Here is a 17,972-nt window from a genome sequence, read left to right as displayed (position 1 = left end):
GCCCTTCCATCAGTCCTCCGCCGGAGCGGCGGCGGCGGAGACGCTCCGCCAAAGTTCCGAGACGCTCTGCCGCGCCTGCTCATGCGCTGCAAGCAGCGCATCCCAATCGGCCAGCCCGCAGGCCCGCGCGACCAGCGGCCGTGACGCCCCGGCCGGCTCCGCCGAATTTGGCGAGACCAGGCGGAACATCACCAGCATCGAGATCAGCAGGCGCAGGCAGTCCTCGGTCTCGACCGGGACCGAGCCAGCATCGCGAAGTGCTGCGATCGCGACTTCGAGATGCGGATCGAGCCCTATGCCGGTACGGAGCTGAAGCGTGTGGATCGCGAATTCCAGATCGACGAGCCCGCCCGCCCCGAGCTTGATGTCGAACGGCCCGCCGGAGCGCTTGTGCAGCGCGATGTCCCGGCGCATGCGCACCGCCTCGGCGGTGACCTGGGCGGCATCGCGGGGCAGCCGCAAGGTACGGTCGATCACCGCCTTGAGCTCCGCGCGCGCCGCCGCCGAACCGTAAATCGGACGCGCGCGCAGCAAGGCGAGATGCTCCCAGGTCCAGGCTTGTTCGCGCTGATAGCGTTCGAAGCTTTCGACGCTGACCGCGAGCAATCCGTCCTGGCCCGACGGCCGCAGCCGCGTATCGACCTCGTAGAGCGGCCCCGCCGCGGTCGGCACGCTCAGCGCGGCAGTCACCCGCGGCGCGAGGCGGTTGAAATAATCCGTGGCGCGAAGCGGCTTCTCGCCGTCGGATTCCGCCTCGTGCGTGCCGCTGAACAGATACACCAGATCGAGATCGGACGCATGGGTCAGCGCCTCGCCGCCGAACCGTCCCAGCGCAAGGATCAGCAGCTCCGATCCGGGCACCTTGCCGTGCCGCTTTTCGAATTCGGCGATCGTCGCATCGGCGAGGACGTTGAGCGCCGCCTCGGCCACCCGCGCATAGCCTTCGGTGATGTCGAGCGGCTGGCTGCGGCCCGTGACGAGCTGGACGCCGAGCGCGAAGCGTCGTTCGTTGACCAGCCGCCGCACGCGATCGAGGATCATCTGATAATCCTCGCCCTTGCGCTCGAACTGGACGAACTCGCCGATCTGGTCGGCGAGCGGCGGTGGCAGATCGAAGGCGGAGGCGTCGATCAGCCCGTCGAGCAATTCGGGACGGCGGGCGAGCTGATCGGCCAGGGTCGGGGCATGGCTGAGGATCTCGGCCAAGTGCGCGGTGAGGCCAGGCCGCGCCTGCAGCAAGCGATAGAAATTCACTCCGCTTGGCAGCCGCTCTAGGACATCCTCGAACCGATTCATCGCGCGCATCGGATCGGGCGCCCTCGCAAAGGCTTCGAGCAGCAACGGCAGCATCGCCTCGAACGCCTCGCGCGCCGGCGCGGTGCGCAGCGAGCGCGCCTTCCCCGAGCGCCAGCGTTCCACCCGCATCCGCGCTTCCCCCGGCGCCGCGAAGCCGATCTCGGCCAGCCTTGTCTCGAGCGCTTCCGGGATAAGCGGCAAATGCTCTTCCTGATCGCCCGCCATCGCCGTGTAGGCGGCGGCGACCCGATCGACATGGGGACGAAGCGCGTCGAGAAGCAGCCCCCCATCCTCGAGTCCATGGAGGCGCGCCACAGTATCGAGCGCGGCAGGATCGGTGGGCAGGCTGTGGGTCTGGCGATCGTCGACCATCTGCAGGCGATGCTCGATCGTGCGGAACAGCCGGTAGGCATCGGCCATGTTCAGCGCCTCCTCGCCCGAGATCCGCCCGTCGGCCGCGAGCGCCGCAAGTGCGTCGAGGGTCGCCCGGGCACGCAACGCGGGGTCGCGCCCGCCGTGGATCAACTGATGTATCTGGGCGAAGAATTCCACTTCGCGAATTCCGCCGCGGCCACGCTTCAGATCGTAACCCGGCCCGAATTTCTGCCCCTGCGAATAATGGTCGCGGATCCTGCGCGTGATCGACTGGAGCTCTCCGATCGCACCGAAATCGAGCGACCGCCGCCACACGAAGGGATGAATGGCCTCCAGGAAATAGCGGCCGAGCGCGGCGTCGCCCGCGGCATGCCTGGCGCGGATGAAGGCGGCACGCTCCCACGGCAGCGCGCTTGATTCGTAGTAGGAGATCGCGGCGTCGACCGGCAGCGCGATGGGCGTGACCTCCGACGAGGGGCGCAGGCGCAGATCGACGCGGAAGACATAGCCTTCGCCGTCGCGCTTCTGGATCAGTTCGAGCACCCGCTGGCCGATCCGCACCGCCCCCTGCCCGGCCTCTTCGCGCGGCTTGAGCGGCAGGGTCGTGGGATCGAACAGGAACAGCGGGTCGATATCGGACGAATAATTGAGCTCGCGACTGCCATGCTTGCCGAGCCCGATGATCGTGAAGCCGCGCGGCTCGGCGTCCGGCGTACGCTCCAGGATCGCCGCCTCGACGGCACGATGCAGCGTGCGATCGGCGAGATCCGAGAGTTCGGTGACGAGGGCTTCGAACGGTATCAGCCCAGCAAGATCACCAATGGCCAACGCCGCGGCCAGCGCGCTTCGCTCTCGCCGAAGCGCTGCGGCGAGATTCGGCGCTTCGGCACCGGCAGCACGCGCACGATTCAGCGCCTGTTCGAGTTCTCCGGCCTCCAGTGCCTCGGCGATCGCCGGGAACCGATCGAGCTGCAGCCGCAGAAAGGGCGAGCAGGCCCGGGCACGTGCCAATGCCCCGTCGATCGCCACCTTTGCCTCCGTGTTGTTCAAGCCACAATCCAGATCAGTTCCGTTGGGGGTGCGCAATGTTTGCAACTCTGCTCGCTTCCGGGCGTTCTCAGGTCGTGAATACAATGAATCCGAGACATGAAGCCATGGTCCATGCTTCCGAACGGCGCTTTGTGAAGGTCGCGCCGCCGACTGTTCATGCCGGCGTCGGCAGTGCGCTCCGTCAGGCTTTTGCGATGGACGGAGAAGTCCGGTCGCTCAAGACGTTCGAGGATCTGCTCGCCCGCCTCGACGACGATTGAGGCCGACGCGCGGTGAATCGCTGAACCCCTCCGGCGGTTCCGGAGGGGTTTGTTTTTGCGCGCGATAGATTTCAGCCGCCGGGTCTGTTCTTGCGGATGATCGCCACGAGGATCAACGCGAACGCCGCCAGCCGGAACAGATAGAGCCAGCTCCGCTCCTCCACCGGAATGTTCGCAAGGGCGAGCGCGGCCTGCCCGACGCCGAGCAGGAAGAAGGCGGCGGCGAACGACAGGAACAGACTGTCCGCGGTCTTCTTCCAGAATCGCAGGAAGAACAGGCCAGCGAGGAAGAAGCCGAAGGTCGCGGCCCCGGCGAGGAAATTGAGGATCGTCATCTCATTCCTCCTCCAGATCCCAGACAAACCCGAACAGCAGGATCGAAACCGCGGCGACGGCCAGCAATTGCCGGGCTATCCGCAGATCCACGTCCCTGAGGATCAGGAGATCGAACACCACAACCAGATTGTTGGCCGCCAGAAGCAGGAAGCAGAGCGCGCTCCACAGAAGCAGCCGCGCGCCGCTCTGCCGATAGGAGCGAATCAGCAGCCAGGCGCAAGCGGCACTGGTCGCGAAGCACAGCAGATAGACGATCGCCGGGAAGACCTCGTACATGGTCAATCCTTCCTGAGCCGGAACGCGTCGGCGAAAGCGGCGAGACCGCCGGTAGAGGCCGCCACGATCATCCGCCGCACGGCATCGGGACGGCGCGCGTAAAGGGCCTCCGTCGCTTCGACGAGCGCAGCAAGATCGTCCGACACCGGCCCGTAAGCGACGGCACCGTCATCCTCCTCGATCACCAGTCCGGCCGCGGACAACCACTCGACGCTCTGGCTGACCACCAGATCGCTTCCCCTGAGCGCCGATACCACCTCTGCATGGGTCCACCGCCTTGAATCCCGCTTCACCAGGAGAAGCAGCTCGAGCGACCAGACCGAGCGGAAGCTCGACCGGATGAAACGCGATAGTTCGTCCCGTGAGGCCATGTAAGCGGGACCCGTCCTTCTGCCGCCGCACTGGGGAACCCGTTAGTCGCCTTTTCCGAGGGCTGGCAATGCCTGCTTAAGGATTGACAGGGCATGGGAAAATTCTGGAAGCCATGCTGGCATCCTCTGCTATGTAGATCGCTGCCATCGCCGACCGGGGGGCCGGTGCAACATTCCACGGGGGGAACGACGCTGAACATGGAGCTCTGAGTGAACGCCGAACCCTGCCGCGAATCCCTCGACCGCCGCCAACTCGTCACCGCGCTCCGCAGCCTTCGCCGCGGCGATTTCTCGGTGCGCCTGCCCGAGGATCTCTCTGGCGTCGATAGCGAGATCGCGACCCTGTTCAACGAGGTCGTGTCGATCAACCAGGAGATGACGCACGAGTTCGAGCGTCTCAGCCAGGTCGTCGGCAAGGAAGGCAAGATTACCCAGCGCGGCGCCGTTCGCAGCGCCACCGGGGGCTGGGAAACTGCGATCCGATCGGTCAACGAGCTGATCGAGGACATGGTCCAGCCGACCGCCGAAGTCGCCCGAGTCATCGGCGCCGTCGCCAAGGGCGATCTGTCGCAATCGATGACGGTCGAGATCGACGGCCGCCCGCTGCGGGGCGAATTCCTGCGCATCGGCAAGATCGTCAACACCATGGTGGAGCAGCTCGCCTCGTTCGCGTCCGAAGTGACGCGCGTGGCGCGCGAGGTCGGCACCGAAGGCAAGCTCGGCGGCCAGGCCAATGTGAAGGGCGTCGCCGGCACCTGGAAGGACCTTACCGACAACGTCAACGCGATGGCGACCAACCTGACCGGGCAGGTCCGCAACATCGCCGAGGTGACCACCGCCGTGGCCTCGGGCGATCTTTCCAAGAAGATCACCGTGGAGGTGAAGGGCGAGATCCTCGAACTGAAGAACACCATCAACACGATGGTCGATCAGCTCAATGCCTTCGCCTCGGAAGTGACCCGCGTCGCGCGCGAGGTCGGCACCGAAGGAAAGCTCGGCGGCCAGGCGCAGGTGCCCGGAGTCGCCGGCACCTGGGCGGATCTCACCGACAACGTCAACCTGATGGCCGCGAACCTCACCGGTCAGGTGCGCAACATCGCCGAAGTGACCACCGCGGTGGCGCGCGGCGACTTGTCCAAGAAGATCACCGTCGACGTGAAGGGCGAGATCCTCGAGCTCAAGAACACCATCAACACCATGGTGGATCAGCTCAACGGCTTCGCGTCCGAAGTGACCCGCGTGGCCCGCGAAGTTGGCACCGAGGGCAAGCTCGGCGGACAGGCACAGGTGCCGGGCGTCGGCGGAACCTGGAAGGATCTGACCGACAACGTGAATCTGATGGCCGACAATCTCACCGGCCAGGTCCGCAACATCGCGGAGGTGACCACCGCCGTCGCCAGCGGCGATCTTTCCAAGAAGATCACCGTCGACGTGAAGGGCGAGATCCTCGAGCTCAAGAACACCATCAATACCATGGTCGACCAGCTCAACGGCTTCGCGTCCGAAGTGACCCGCGTGGCGCGCGAGGTCGGCACCGAAGGCAAGCTCGGCGGCCAGGCGCAGGTGCCTGGGGTCGCCGGCACATGGGCCGATCTCACCGACAACGTCAATCTTATGGCCGCCAACCTCACCGGCCAGGTCCGCAACATCGCCGAAGTGACCACCGCCGTGGCGCGCGGCGACTTGTCCAAGAAGATCACCGTCGAGGTGAAGGGCGAGATCCTGGAACTCAAGAACACCATCAACACCATGGTGGACCAGCTCAACGGCTTCGCGTCCGAAGTGACCCGCGTGGCGCGCGAGGTCGGCTCGGAAGGCAAGCTCGGCGGCCAGGCGCAGGTCGAAGGCGTCGCCGGCACCTGGAAGGATCTCACCGACAACGTGAATCTGATGGCCGGCAACCTTACCGGCCAGGTCCGCAACATCGCCGAGGTGACCACCGCCGTTGCGCGCGGCGACTTGTCGAAGAAGATCACCGTCGACGTGAAGGGCGAGATCCTCGAGCTCAAGAACACCATCAACGTGATGGTCGACCAGCTCAATTCGTTCGCATCGGAAGTGACCCGCGTGGCCCGCGAAGTCGGCTCGGAAGGAAAGCTCGGCGGCCAGGCGCAGGTGGAAGGCGTCGGCGGCACCTGGAAGGATCTCACCGACAACGTCAACGCCATGGCCGCGAACCTCACCGGCCAGGTCCGCAACATCGCCGAAGTGACGACCGCCGTGGCATTGGGCGATCTGTCCAAGAAGATTACCGTCGACGTGAAGGGCGAGATTCTCGAGCTCAAGAACACCATCAACACGATGGTCGATCAGCTCAACGGCTTCGCCTCCGAAGTGACGCGCGTGGCGCGCGAGGTCGGCACCGAAGGCAAGCTCGGCGGCCAGGCGCAGGTGCGCGGCGTCGCCGGCACCTGGAAGGATCTGACCGACAACGTCAATCTGATGGCCGCCAACCTCACCGGCCAGGTGCGCAACATCGCCGACGTGACCACCGCCGTGGCGCGGGGCGACTTGTCCAAGAAGATCACCGTGGACGTGAAGGGCGAGATTCTCGCGCTCAAGGACACGATCAACGTCATGGTCGATCAGCTCAACTCGTTCGCATCGGAAGTGACCCGCGTGGCCCGCGAAGTCGGAACCGAGGGCAAATTGGGCGGCCAGGCGCAGGTGCCGGGCGTCGGCGGAACCTGGAAGGATCTGACCGACAACGTCAATTTGATGGCGACCAACCTCACCAACCAGGTGCGCGGCATCGCTGACGTCGTCACCGCGGTGGCGCAGGGCAACCTCCGCCGCAAGCTGACCGTGGACGCCAAGGGCGAAATCGCCGCGCTGGCCGAGACAATCAACTTCATGATCGAGACCCTGTCGACCTTCGGTGACCAGGTGACCAACATGGCCCGCGAGGTCGGCATCGAAGGCCGGCTCGGCGGCCAGGCGCGCGTGCCCGGCGCCGCCGGCCTGTGGCGCGATCTCACCGACAACGTGAACCAGCTCGCCGCCAACCTGACCAACCAGGTGCGTTCGATCGCCGACGTGGCGACCGCCGTGACCAAGGGCGATCTTACCCGATCCATCGCGGTGGAAGCCTCGGGCGAGATGGCGGCGCTCAAGGACACGATCAACGAGATGATCCGCAACCTCAAGGATCAGACGCTCAAGAATGCCGAGCAGGATTGGCTCAAGACCAACCTCGCCCGCTTCTCACGCATGCTCCAGGGCGAGCGCGATCTCACCACCGTGTCGAACCTGATCATGTCCGAGCTCGCACCCCTGGTGAACGCCCAATATGGCGTGTTCTACGTCACCAAGCGCGAGGAAGAAGAAGCCAAGATGGAGCTTGTCGCCAGCTACGGCGCCGAGAATAGCGACGAGCTGAAGCGCGAGTTCAAGCTGCGCGAAGGCCTGGTCGGCCAGGCCGCCGCGGACAAGCGCCCGATCGTGCTCAAGGAAGTGCCGGGCGAATTCATCCGCATCGGCTCCGGCCTCGGCCACGCCAAGCCGGCCAGCGTCGCCATCCTGCCCGCTCTGTTCGAAGACGAGGTGAAGGCGGTGATCGAGCTTGCCTCGTTCAGCGACTTCAACGAGACCCACCAGAGCTTCCTCGATCAGCTGATGGAATCCGTCGGCATCGTGTTGAACACGATCGCCGCGACCATGCGCACCGAGGGCCTTCTCAAGCAGTCGCAGCTGCTCACTCAGGAGCTGCAGGCGCGCCAGACCGAACTCACCACCAAGCAGGAAGAGCTGCACGCCACCAACGAGGAGCTTCAGGAAAAGGCGCAGCTGCTCGAGAACGAGAAGAAGCAGGTCGAGGCCAAGAACATCGAGATCGAGATGGCCCGCCGCGCGGTGGAGGAGAAGGCCGAGCAGCTCGCCCTCACCTCCAAGTACAAGTCCGAATTCCTGGCGAACATGTCGCACGAGCTCCGGACGCCGCTCAACTCGCTGCTCATCCTGTCTAAGCTGCTGGCCGACAACCCGCAGGGCAACCTCAACGAGAAACAGACCGATTTCGCTCGCACCATCCACTCCGCCGGCTCGGATCTGCTCAGCCTGATCAACGACATCCTCGATCTGTCGAAGATCGAATCCGGTACGGTGTCGATCGAGGTCGGCGAGATGCCGATGAGCACGTTGAAACAGCATATGGAGCGGACCTTCCGCCAGCTCGCCGCCGACAAGAACCTCGACTTCAACGTCGATTTCGACGGCAGCCTGCCGTCGACGATCCGCACCGACGAGAAGAGGCTGCAGCAGATCGTGCTCAACCTCCTTTCCAACGCCTTCAAGTTCACCGCGCAGGGCAGCGTCACCCTTGCGGTCAAGGCTGCGAAGAGCGGCTGGAGCCCCAACCACCCGGTTCTCCGCGGTGCCGACAAGGCGATCTCGATCGCCGTCACCGACACCGGAATCGGCATCCCCGAGGACAAGCAAAAGCTGATCTTCGAAGCGTTCCAGCAGGCCGACGGCACCACCAGCCGCAAATATGGCGGCACCGGTCTCGGCCTCTCGATCAGCCGCGAGATCGCGCGCCTGCTCGGCGGCGAGCTTCAGGTGCGGTCGAAGCCCGGCGAAGGATCGACCTTCACCCTGTTCATCCCGATGCAGGCGGTGGCGCCGAATGTCGCCATCGCCGGGACCACCAGCGCCCGCTACGACAACAGCGGCGCGATGGTTCCGAGCGCCCTTCCCGCCGGCTTCGAGGTCAGCGACGATCGCGATTCGCTTGGCGAGGATCCGTTCGTGCTGATCGTCGAAGACGACGCGACTTTCGCGTCGATCCTGCTCGATCTCGCTCGTTCGGCCGGCCTCAAGGGGGTGGTGTCGACCGCCGGCGCGGGAACCCTGGCGATGGCGCGCAAGCTGCAACCCGATGCCATCACCCTCGATCTCGGGCTCTCCGACATCGACGGTTTCGTGTTGCTCGATTTGCTGAAGCACGATTCGCAGACCAGCCATGTGCCGATCCACGTCATCTCCGGTGCGGACAAGTTGAGTTCGGTGATCGACATGGGGGCGTTCGGGATCACCGAGAAGCCGGCCGATCAGGAAGCTCTCGCCCAGGTGTTCCGCGATCTTTCGGCGCATATCCGCACGGCGACTCCGATGCTCGAGATCCTGACCGATGAGGCACCGTCTTCGCGTGCCGTCTCGACTGCGCGCGCGGTTCCGGAACTCGCCGGCGCCAAGATCCTCATCGTCGACGACGACATCCGCAACATCTACTCGCTGACGAGCGTGCTGGAGAGCTACGACGTCGAGGTCCTCCACGCCGAGCGCGGCAAGGACGGCATCGTCATCCTGGAGCAGACGCCCGGGATCGACATCGCGCTGATCGACATCATGATGCCGGAGATGGACGGCTATGAGACCATGCAGCAGATCCGCAGGCGCCCGGCGCTGGCGGAAGTGCCGCTGATCGCCGTGACGGCCAAGGCGATGAAGGGCGACCGGCAAAAATGTCTCGACGCCGGCGCGTCCGACTATATTGCGAAGCCGGTCGATATCGATCTGTTGCTGGCGCTGCTTCGCGTCTGGATCGCGCGCTCGCGTGAAAACGTGCGGCCGGCCGGTGCCGACAGCCTGAACCCGGCGGAGTAGGATGAGCGTACGCATCTCCATCGGTTCCCCGGAGCCATTGCCGGCAAACGGCACGATTCTGCCCGGCGAGGAGCCGGCGGAGCGACCGCGTGTCCTCGTCGTCGACGACGACGAGCGCAACCTGCTCGCCGTCCGCACCGTGCTCGAGGATGTCGGCGAGATCGTCGAGGCCCGTTCCGGCGAGGAGGCGCTGCGGCACCTCCTCAAGGGCGATTTCGCGGTCATCCTGCTGGACGTCTACATGCCCGGCATCGACGGTTATGAAACGGCGCAGATCATCCGCAGCCGCGAGCAGACCAAGCGCATCCCGATCGTCTTCCTCTCGGCCGTGAACAAGGAAAACGAGCACCTCATCCGCGGCTATTCGATGGGCGCGGTCGATTACGTCTTCAAACCGGTCGATCCGGTCGTCTTGCGCTCCAAGGTGGCGGTGTTCGTCGATCTGTTCGCGATGCGAAAGGAGATCCAGCGCAAGGCGCGGCAGGAGCAGGCTTTGCTCGACGCCAATCTGCGCGCCAATGCCGAACGGCTTCGGGTCGAGCAGGAGCTCCGGCTTGCCGAGCAGCGTCAGGCCGCGATCATCCAGTCGCTGCCGATCGCGCTCTATCTCGAGGCGCTCGATGCGGCACCGCGCCGGCCGAAGTTTGTCGCGGGCAATTTCTCGGCATTGACGGGCTACCAGTTCGAAGAGCTGGAGAACAACCCGGGGCTCTGGATCGAGCGGCTTCATCCCGATGATCGCGATCGGGTCGTCGCCGCAATCTCTGGACGGCCGAATGGGCGTTCGCTGGCCGTCGAATATCGCTGGCAGTGCGCCGACGGCCAGTATCGTCACTTCCTCGACCAGGCAGTGCTGCTGCGCGGCCCCGAAGGCGCGCCGATGGAATATGCCGGCACCCTGCTCGACGTTACCGACCGCAAGGAGCTGGAAAGCCAGCTGGTCCAGGCGCGCAAGATGGATGCGATCGGCAAGTTGACCGGCGGCATCGCCCACGATTTCAACAATCTGCTGGCCGCCGTCCTCGGTGGGCTCGGTCTGATCGAGCGCCGCGTTCCCCTCGCGGAGGACCATCTTAAGATCCTGACGATGACCAAGCGTGCCGCCGAGCAGGGCTCCGACCTAGTCGGCCGTCTGCTCGCCTTTGCCCGTCGCCAGCAGCTTGAACCAGCGTGCATCGAAATCGAAAGGCTGGCCGAGGCGGTGACCGACCTCCTCGCCCACACGCTCGGCGGCCTCGTCGAGCTCGAATGGACAATGACCGACGATCTCTGGTGCGCGTTTGCGGACCAGGCGCAGCTCGAGCTCGCGTTGATGAATCTGATCATCAACGCTCGCGATGCAATGCCGGACGGCGGCACTATCTCGGTGCGTGCCGCCAATCGGATCACGTCGGCCGACCCGGACCACGGCCTCGCCCCCGGCGAATATGTTGTGCTGACGGTCTCCGACACCGGCTGCGGAATCACGCCCGAACTGCTTGAGCAGGTGATGGAGCCGTTCTTCACCACCAAAGAGGTCGGCAAGGGCACGGGCCTTGGCCTGTCGATGGTCTACGGGTTCGCCAAGCAATCCGGAGGTGCCTTTCGCATGGAGAGCGAGGTCGGTGTCGGCACCCGCGCTGAAATCTGGTTGCCGCGCGCCGCCGCCGAACGAATGTCCGCGGCTGACGATGGTCAGCACCGTACTGGCACCGAGAAGGCATCGAAGGCCTTGCGCATTCTGCTGATCGACGATCATGAGGGAGTTCGGGCCACCACCTCCGCCCTTTTGACTGATTTCGGACACCGGGTAGTCGAGGCCGCCGATGGCCGCGACGTCCTGGCTTTGCTCGACGAAAGCGGCGCAGACTATGATCTGCTGATCACCGATTACGCGATGCCGCATGTCTCCGGTGCCGAGGTCATACGCCAGGTTCGGGAGCGTCGGCCGGATCTGCCGGCGATCATCATCACCGGCTATGCCGACGCGCAATCGATCGCCAAGCGGCCGGACAATGTGCTGGTGCTATCGAAGCCGTTCACGCCGGATCAGCTCAGTAACGCGGTCGCAGGAACGATCGCCGGCGGCCCCCTTGTCGCAGCGCAGCCGATCGCCACGCACTCCTGAAAAGTGAAAAGCCCCAGCCCTTGTGAGGGCCGGGGCTGGTGGTGATCAGTGGGTGGGGGAGGTCCTGATCACCCGGGGGGGACTGGCTGAACGAAGCTTCTCAAAGAGGGTTCCAACGGGAACACCCCATCTGTGCCTTCCTTCGACTACGCGAGGAAGCTAAGATTTGGTCCGAATCGGAGGACAAGAGCCGAGCAAGGTGACCACGGAAAGTCGGAAAGAACTGCGCGCGCGGCAAGCCCGCGAGGTCGAGCAGAGCCAACGCGAACTGCGCGAAAGCATTGAAAAGACGCAGCAGCTTCTCGATCAGTCGGAAGACATGCTGAACCGCCATCGGCGCGAACGCGAAGGCGAAGACTGAGTCTCCACTTCGGACGAGATCGTTCGCCGTTGCACTGCCTCAATAGGCGACGGAGCGTAGCGGAACACGGAGGATTGTCTCGTGTCGCTCGTCCTCCACCTCGATCCAGCCGTGCTGGGGCAGGTCTTCGGCGAGCAGTTGCTTGCGAACGATGGCGCGCGCGGCGCGCAGCGCTTCCTGATGCGCAGCCCCTTGATCACGACAATATTCGCCCACCACGTCGGTGGCCTCGAAACGATCACAGCAGACGTTGAAATAATAACGCGGCACATGCTGCTCAACGCGCGGACGTGCCAAGTTCTCCATCACGCGTCGGCTACGGGCTTTGGACTGGGTACCGAGCGGATACGGATCGACACGCATGCGTCTTCGTTGGCAGATGAGACGGCAGCGGAACATCGTTCCGGCCCTACCAAACAAGGAAGATGCTCGATGACGCTGACGGCGATCGCCCTCAACTGCAGTCTCAAGCCACGCACCGACGAGGATTCGTCGACCGACAAGATGATCGGCTTGATCGCTTCGGCGCTCGCCCGCCACGAGGTAACCTTGACCGAAACCATCCGCCTCGTCGATCACGACGTGAAGCCCGGCGTCGAATCCGACGCCGGCGAGGGCGATGCCTGGCCCGACATCCGTCGCCGCATTCTCGCCGCCGACATCCTGATCTTCGGCACGCCGATCTGGCTCGGACAGATGTCGAGCGTCGCCAAGCGCGCGCTCGAGCGAATGGACGCCTTCTTGAGCGAAACCGACGACCAGGGCCGTACCCCGAGTTCCGGCAAGGTCGCGGTCGCCGCGATCGTCGGCAACGAGGACGGCGCCCATCGCATCACCGCGGATCTCTTCCAGGCTCTGAACGACGTCGGCTGGACGATCCCGGCCGCCGGCGCCTGCTACTGGGTCGGCGAGGCAATGGCGAAGACCGACTTCAAGGATCTGCCCGAAGTCCCAGAGGCTGTCGCCTCGACGGCCGCGATGCTGGCGTCGAACGCGGCGCATCTTGCGGGGTTGCTCAAGGGAATGCCGTATCCAGGCTCTTGAGCAGCACAGCCGAGATCAGATCACCACGACTCCGGCCTCGCCGAACTGCCGCTCCGCCTCGTCCACGGTCGTTCGCCCCTCGCCCGCAGGCATCGCGATCGCGCGGGTGAGGTTCTTGGCGATCGATGCGGCGAATCCCTCACGAACCGCATCGAGCGCGGAGTAAGCCACGCAGAAATCGTAGGCCAAGCCGACGAAGATGCAGCGATCGACCTTTTTGTCGCGTAAATATCCGGCGAGGCCGGTCGCAGTACGGCGATCGTTTTCGTAAAAGGCCGAATAGGAGTCGACGCCGGGATTATAGCCCTTGCGCAGGATCAAATGCGCCCGGTCGACGGCGCTTTTCAGCGCGGGATGAAAATCGGCTCCGGCCGTCGCCTGCACGCAATGATCGGGCCACAGCACCTGATTTCCGTAGGGCATCTCGGCCGTCCCGAACGGCACCCCGCCAGGATGGTTGCTGGCGAAGGATGTGTGCGTGCGCGGATGCCAATCCTGCGTGATCACGACCAGCGCGAAGCGATCGGCGAGCGTTGCGATGCCTGCCATGATCTCGTCGCCGCCGGCGACCGCGAGCGCACCTCCGGGGCAGAAATCGTTCTGCGGATCGACGACTACAAGCGCGTCGGTCGGGCGGACGTCTAGATCGATCACATAAGCTTCCTTGTTGGTCCAGGCTCCGCTTAGCGGCCCCGCGCGAGCCCCGCCAGCAGTGTACGCACTACCCCTTAGAGTAGATTTCCGCGCTTACCCGTTAACGGCTGAAAAGGCATCTAGCACCTCATCGGGAGTGATCGACCAGCCGGGTCGGGCTCCTCCAGAAACAAGTCGATCCCAGAGGTGCAAGATGCGTATACTTGTTGTCGAGCCCGATGCCGTGATGCGTAACCGTATCGAATTGTCGATGCGCGCCGAGGGATTCAATGTCGAGGCGGTCGCCGATGGCGAAGACGCTCTCGATCTCGCCCGCTCCTTCGAATTCAGCGTGATCGTCACCGAACTCAACCTCACCGATCTTCACGGGTTCGATCTGATCAAGAAGATCCGCGGCGCCAAGGTCAAGACCCCCATCCTGGTGCTGAGCGCGGTCGAGGCGACCGACGCCAAGGTCTCGGCCTTCGGTCATGGCGCCGACGATTATGTCGTGAAGCCGTTCCATCGCAGCGAGCTCGCCGCGCGCCTCCGCGCCCTGGTTCGCCGCTCGTCGGGCCATGCCGACCGCACCGTTCGCGTCGGCGGTCTTGCCATCGACCTCGACGGCAAGACGGTCGAGCTCGACGGCGCCCGCGTCGATCTCACTGCCAAGGAATATTCGGTGCTCGAGCTGCTGGCCCTGCGCCAAGGCCGCCCGATCACCAAGGAAACCTTCCTCGATCACGTGTACGGCCACATGGATGAGCCGATCAGCAAGGTGATCGACGTCTACATCTGCCGCCTGCGCAAGAAGCTCTCGGTTTCGACCAGCGGCGAAAGCTATATCGGCACCCTGCGCGGCCGCGGCTATGTGCTGCGCGAGCCGGAGCAGGAGCACCGGCTCCTCGCCGCCTGACCGGCCTTTCGGGGCACGCCGCAGCCGGCACGCCCCCGATCCTCGACCTCATCCGGCCGCTTCCGGCGGCCCGCCCTCAGAGGGAAATTTGACATGTTCGACATCGATCCTCGTCCGAATCCCCAGCTCTGCCCGCGCATCTGCGTGATCGGAGTCGGCGGCGCCGGCGGCAATGCCGTCGCCAACATGGTCCGCGGCGGCGCCGAGGGCGTCGATTTCGTCGTCGCGAACACCGATGCCCAAGCGCTGAACGTGTCTCCGGCCGACACCCGCATCCAGCTGGGTCGCGGCGCCACCCAGGGGCTCGGTGCCGGTGCCCAAGCGGAAGTCGGCCGCAAAGCTGCCGAGGAATCGCTCGACGAGATCGAGGATGCGCTGGAAGGTGCCCATATGTGCTTCGTCGCCGCCGGCATGGGTGGCGGCACCGGCACCGGGGCCGCCCCGGTGATCGCGGCAGCCGCCCGCGCCAAGGGCATCCTCACCGTCGGTGTGGTCACCAAGCCGTTCGCGTTCGAAGGCCGTAAGCGCAGCCAGGCCGCCGAGCAGGGGCTCGCCGAGCTCAAGAAGAATGTCGACACGCTGATCGTCATTCCCAACCAGAATCTGTTCCGCGTCGCCAGCCCCGACACCACCTTCCGCGATGCGTTCCGAATGGCCGACGAAGTGCTCGAGCATGGCGTTCGCAGCATCACCGATCTCATCATGACGCCGGGCGTGATCAATCTCGATTTCGCCGACATCCGCGCGATCATGTCGTGGATGGGCAAGGCGATGCTCGGCACCGGCGAAGCCAGCGGTCCGCACCGCGCGATCGAAGCCGCGGAAGCAGCGATCGCCAACCCGTTGCTGGACGGCGCGATCGACGGCGCCAAGGGCCTGATCATCTCGATCACGGGCGGTGACGACATGCGCCTGATGGAGATCGACGAAGCCGCCAACCACATCAAGAACGTCGTCGATCCCGATGCCGACATCATCTGGGGCTCCTCCTTCCTCCCCGAGCTCGAGGGCCGGATCCGGGTTTCCATCGTCGCCACCGGCATCGAAGCCGCAATTGTGCAGGCCGATGCCGCACCGGAATGCGCCTCCGATCACACGCCTACCAAGAGCTTCGTTCCCGCCAGGCCGGCGCCGGCACCGGCGCCCAAAGCGGTGCAGCCGGCGCCCCAGCCGCAACCCGCGCCCGCTTCGCGCGCCGTCCAAGCCCCTGCCGCCCAAGTGGCGCCGCTTGAGGAGGCTCATCCTGTTTCGGCCGCTCCGACGGCGCCGGCACAGCAGACGTCCGTGTTCGCACCGCCGGCGCATCGTCCGCTGACCCCCGCCGGACCTGCTGCCCCCGGGATCATCCGCGAGGCGGAAGCCCAGCGCGTGTGGGTCACTCCGGGCAAGATCGCTGCGCCCGCATCGCGACTCGATCCGAAGGAAGAGGGACGCGGCGCCAGCCTGTTCGAGCGGATGGCCGGTCTCGCCCGCGGCGGACGCCGGGTCTCGCCGGAGCCGGCGTCGGCGGCCGAAGAACCTGGCGTCTACCGCCGGAGGCCGCTGGTCCGGCAACAGGCTCTTTGAACAGACTTTGACGCTACGTCACTGCGATCAGAGCGGAAATTCGTTTCAGCCTGAAACGCCGCAGCTCAGGAATCTCTGGCACATTGCCCGCGACGCCGCTTATGGTTGAGCCGAGATTCACAATCGGCTTGCGGGGGGCAAGGTGCCGTTTTTCGAAAGCGTCGACGCTGGACGTCGGCTGACGATCGCCCTGCGCGCTCTTCGGAGCGCGCAGGGCGACGCCGGTTCCGGGGAGCACGTCCAGGAGCACATCTCCGCCGCCATCGATGCGCTGACCGAGCTCGAGCAATCGGCGGAGTCGCGCAGTGATCATCTCGCCTTTCTGTGGGAGCATAGTCCGCAGATCTGCTGGATCGCCGACGGTGAAGAGCGCGTCGTGAGCATCAGCAAGAGCTGGCACGAACTTACCGGGCGGCCCGACGAAGAGGCGCTCGGCAGCGGCTGGCAGAACTTCATCCACCCGGAAGATGCCGATCACTATCTGGCGGCGGCCCGCAAGGCCCGCCGGACGGGCGGCAACTACGATGTCCGGTTTCGCGGTTTGCGGAAAGACGGACGCCACCGCTGGCTTCGCACCCGCGGCTTCACCCGGCAGGACGAGACCGGACGCACCGTCTACACCTACGGCTTCACCGAAGACGTGGAAGATCAGGTCAATGCCGAGGCGCGGCTGCGCAGGCTGGTGGAGCGCTCTCGGCTCGCCTCTCTCGCCACCAACGACCTCATCTACGATCTCGACGTCCCGAGCGGCACGATCACGTGGAACGACGCCATCCGGGAATATTGTGGCGAACCCGCTCAGGCGTCGCTGGCGTGGTGGGGGCGGGCGATCCATCCTGACGACCGCGCCCACATCACCGAGAGCCTGGACGCGTTCCTTGCGTCGACATGCGGCGATCGCTGGCAAGCGGAATACAGACTTCGGAGGCTCGATGGTGCGTTTTCGCATGTCTACGAGCGCGGCTATCTGGTCCGCGGCGAGGATGGCGTTGCCGCAAGGATGATCGGTGCAATCACCGACCTCACGCCGCGCATCGAGGCCGAAGCCCGGGTGAAGCAGCTTCAGTCCGAGCTGATCCACGTCTCGCGCCTCAGCGCGATGGGTGCAATGGCGGCGACTCTCGCCCACGAGCTCAATCAGCCGCTCGCCGCGGCCAACAACTGGATCGGAGTCGGCCGCCTGCTGGTGCAGCGCGCGCCCGAGATCGCCGATGAGGCAGGTGAGGCATTGGAAGAGGCGCGATCATCGATCCTCCGAGCCGGCGAGATCATCCGGCGCATTCGATCGATGCTCTGGCGCGGCAACGAGAATCGCGAAATCCACGATCTTCGCGACATTGTCGATGAAAGCCTTCGGATCGCCCTGATTGGCACCAGCAGCTCCGGCATCGAATGCCGGCGCGAGCTTGAAAGCGCGCCGGTGCGCGTCGACCGCATCCAGATCGAGCAGGTGATCCTCAATCTGGTGCGCAACGGGATCGACGCAATGGCGGATCAGCCGCGCCGAGAGCTCCTCATCGCGGTCGTGCCGCACGGGACATCCGCCGAGGTCCGGGTTTCCGACACCGGCACCGGGATCGATCCGGATTTCGAGGAAAAGCTCTTCACGCCCTTCGAGACCAGCAAGAAAGCGGGCCTGGGCGTCGGCCTGTCGATCTCCCGCACCATCGTCGAGGCGCATGGCGGCAAGATCCGCGCGATACCGAACGAGGGCGGGGGCACGACCTTCGCCTTCACCTTGCCGCTTGCGCGTTGAAGCAGCGTCTCGACCAACGGA

The 17,972-nt window shown here is 65.0% G+C and carries 14 protein-coding genes; 8 read left to right on the top strand and 6 right to left on the bottom strand.

What is annotated here, in order from left to right:
* Nucleotides 1–9 precede the first annotated feature (9 nt).
* Nucleotides 10–2,721: a bifunctional [glutamate--ammonia ligase]-adenylyl-L-tyrosine phosphorylase/[glutamate--ammonia-ligase] adenylyltransferase gene (glnE, locus tag C7I55_RS23940; protein ID WP_233222388.1), complete on the bottom strand. Its 2,712-nt coding sequence runs from the start codon at nucleotides 2,719–2,721 to the stop codon at nucleotides 10–12.
* An 83-nt stretch (nucleotides 2,722–2,804) separates the two neighbouring features.
* Here glnE and C7I55_RS27865 point away from each other — a divergent pair, with 83 nt between their 5' ends.
* Nucleotides 2,805–2,981 (top strand): hypothetical protein, encoded by a 177-nt coding sequence (locus tag C7I55_RS27865; RefSeq protein WP_158266565.1) that lies wholly within the window; start codon nucleotides 2,805–2,807, stop codon nucleotides 2,979–2,981.
* A 71-nt stretch (nucleotides 2,982–3,052) separates the two neighbouring features.
* On the opposite strand, the gene C7I55_RS23935 is transcribed toward C7I55_RS27865, so the two are convergent.
* From C7I55_RS23935 to C7I55_RS23925, 3 genes are read right to left on the bottom strand one after another with little or no spacing between them, the layout of a single operon-like run.
* Entirely contained in the window at nucleotides 3,053–3,316 is a 264-nt protein-coding gene (locus C7I55_RS23935) for a DUF5985 family protein (RefSeq protein WP_106515555.1), read from the bottom strand.
* Nucleotide 3,317: 1 nt separating this feature from the next.
* Nucleotides 3,318–3,593: a DUF5985 family protein gene (locus C7I55_RS23930; RefSeq protein ID WP_106515554.1), complete on the bottom strand. Its 276-nt coding sequence runs from the start codon at nucleotides 3,591–3,593 to the stop codon at nucleotides 3,318–3,320.
* Nucleotides 3,594–3,595: 2 nt separating this feature from the next.
* Nucleotides 3,596–3,964 (bottom strand): hypothetical protein, encoded by a 369-nt coding sequence (locus C7I55_RS23925; protein ID WP_106515553.1) that lies wholly within the window; start codon nucleotides 3,962–3,964, stop codon nucleotides 3,596–3,598.
* A gap of 210 nt (nucleotides 3,965–4,174) precedes the next feature.
* On the opposite strand from C7I55_RS23925, the gene C7I55_RS23920 reads away from it, so the two are divergent.
* From C7I55_RS23920 to C7I55_RS28320, 3 genes are all read left to right on the top strand, one after another.
* A complete protein-coding gene (locus tag C7I55_RS23920) occupies nucleotides 4,175–9,568 on the top strand; it encodes a HAMP domain-containing protein (protein WP_106515552.1) in 5,394 nt (1,797 codons plus the stop codon).
* Nucleotide 9,569: 1 nt separating this feature from the next.
* Complete coding sequence (locus C7I55_RS23915) at nucleotides 9,570–11,675, top strand: response regulator (protein WP_106515551.1); 2,106 nt, start codon at nucleotides 9,570–9,572, stop codon at nucleotides 11,673–11,675.
* 199 nt (nucleotides 11,676–11,874) lie between these two features.
* Complete coding sequence (locus C7I55_RS28320) at nucleotides 11,875–12,036, top strand: hypothetical protein (RefSeq protein WP_158266564.1); 162 nt, start codon at nucleotides 11,875–11,877, stop codon at nucleotides 12,034–12,036.
* A gap of 39 nt (nucleotides 12,037–12,075) precedes the next feature.
* Here C7I55_RS28320 and C7I55_RS23905 read toward each other — a convergent pair whose 3' ends face one another.
* Nucleotides 12,076–12,399 (bottom strand): DUF6894 family protein, encoded by a 324-nt coding sequence (locus tag C7I55_RS23905; protein ID WP_106515549.1) that lies wholly within the window; start codon nucleotides 12,397–12,399, stop codon nucleotides 12,076–12,078.
* Between the two features lie 69 nt (nucleotides 12,400–12,468).
* On the opposite strand from C7I55_RS23905, the gene C7I55_RS23900 reads away from it, so the two are divergent.
* On the top strand, nucleotides 12,469–13,080 hold the full coding sequence (locus tag C7I55_RS23900; protein WP_106515548.1) for a flavodoxin family protein: 612 nt from the start codon (nucleotides 12,469–12,471) through the stop codon (nucleotides 13,078–13,080).
* 15 nt (nucleotides 13,081–13,095) lie between these two features.
* Here the strand turns inward: C7I55_RS23900 and pncA are convergent, their stop codons facing one another.
* On the bottom strand, nucleotides 13,096–13,734 hold the full coding sequence (pncA, locus tag C7I55_RS23895; RefSeq protein ID WP_106515547.1) for a bifunctional nicotinamidase/pyrazinamidase: 639 nt from the start codon (nucleotides 13,732–13,734) through the stop codon (nucleotides 13,096–13,098).
* 193 nt (nucleotides 13,735–13,927) lie between these two features.
* Between pncA and C7I55_RS23890 the strand changes: the two genes are divergently transcribed.
* The 3 genes from C7I55_RS23890 (at nucleotide 13,928) to C7I55_RS23880 (ending at nucleotide 17,951) form a co-directional block, all read left to right on the top strand.
* The gene (locus C7I55_RS23890) at nucleotides 13,928–14,629 is read left to right on the top strand and encodes a response regulator transcription factor (protein WP_106515546.1); all 702 of its coding nucleotides are present in this window, start codon (nucleotides 13,928–13,930) and stop codon (nucleotides 14,627–14,629) included.
* Nucleotides 14,630–14,722: 93 nt separating this feature from the next.
* Entirely contained in the window at nucleotides 14,723–16,195 is a 1,473-nt protein-coding gene (gene ftsZ / locus C7I55_RS23885; RefSeq protein WP_106515545.1) for a cell division protein FtsZ, read from the top strand.
* A gap of 142 nt (nucleotides 16,196–16,337) precedes the next feature.
* The gene (locus C7I55_RS23880) at nucleotides 16,338–17,951 is read left to right on the top strand and encodes a PAS domain-containing sensor histidine kinase (RefSeq protein WP_106515544.1); all 1,614 of its coding nucleotides are present in this window, start codon (nucleotides 16,338–16,340) and stop codon (nucleotides 17,949–17,951) included.
* Nucleotides 17,952–17,972 lie beyond the last annotated feature (21 nt).

Source organism: Allosphingosinicella deserti (assembly GCF_003012735.1).
Taxonomy (GTDB): Bacteria; Pseudomonadota; Alphaproteobacteria; order Sphingomonadales; family Sphingomonadaceae; genus Allosphingosinicella; species Allosphingosinicella deserti.
The sequence above is the reverse complement of the archived record's forward strand: the minus strand, read 5'-3'. Positions and strand labels throughout refer to the sequence as shown.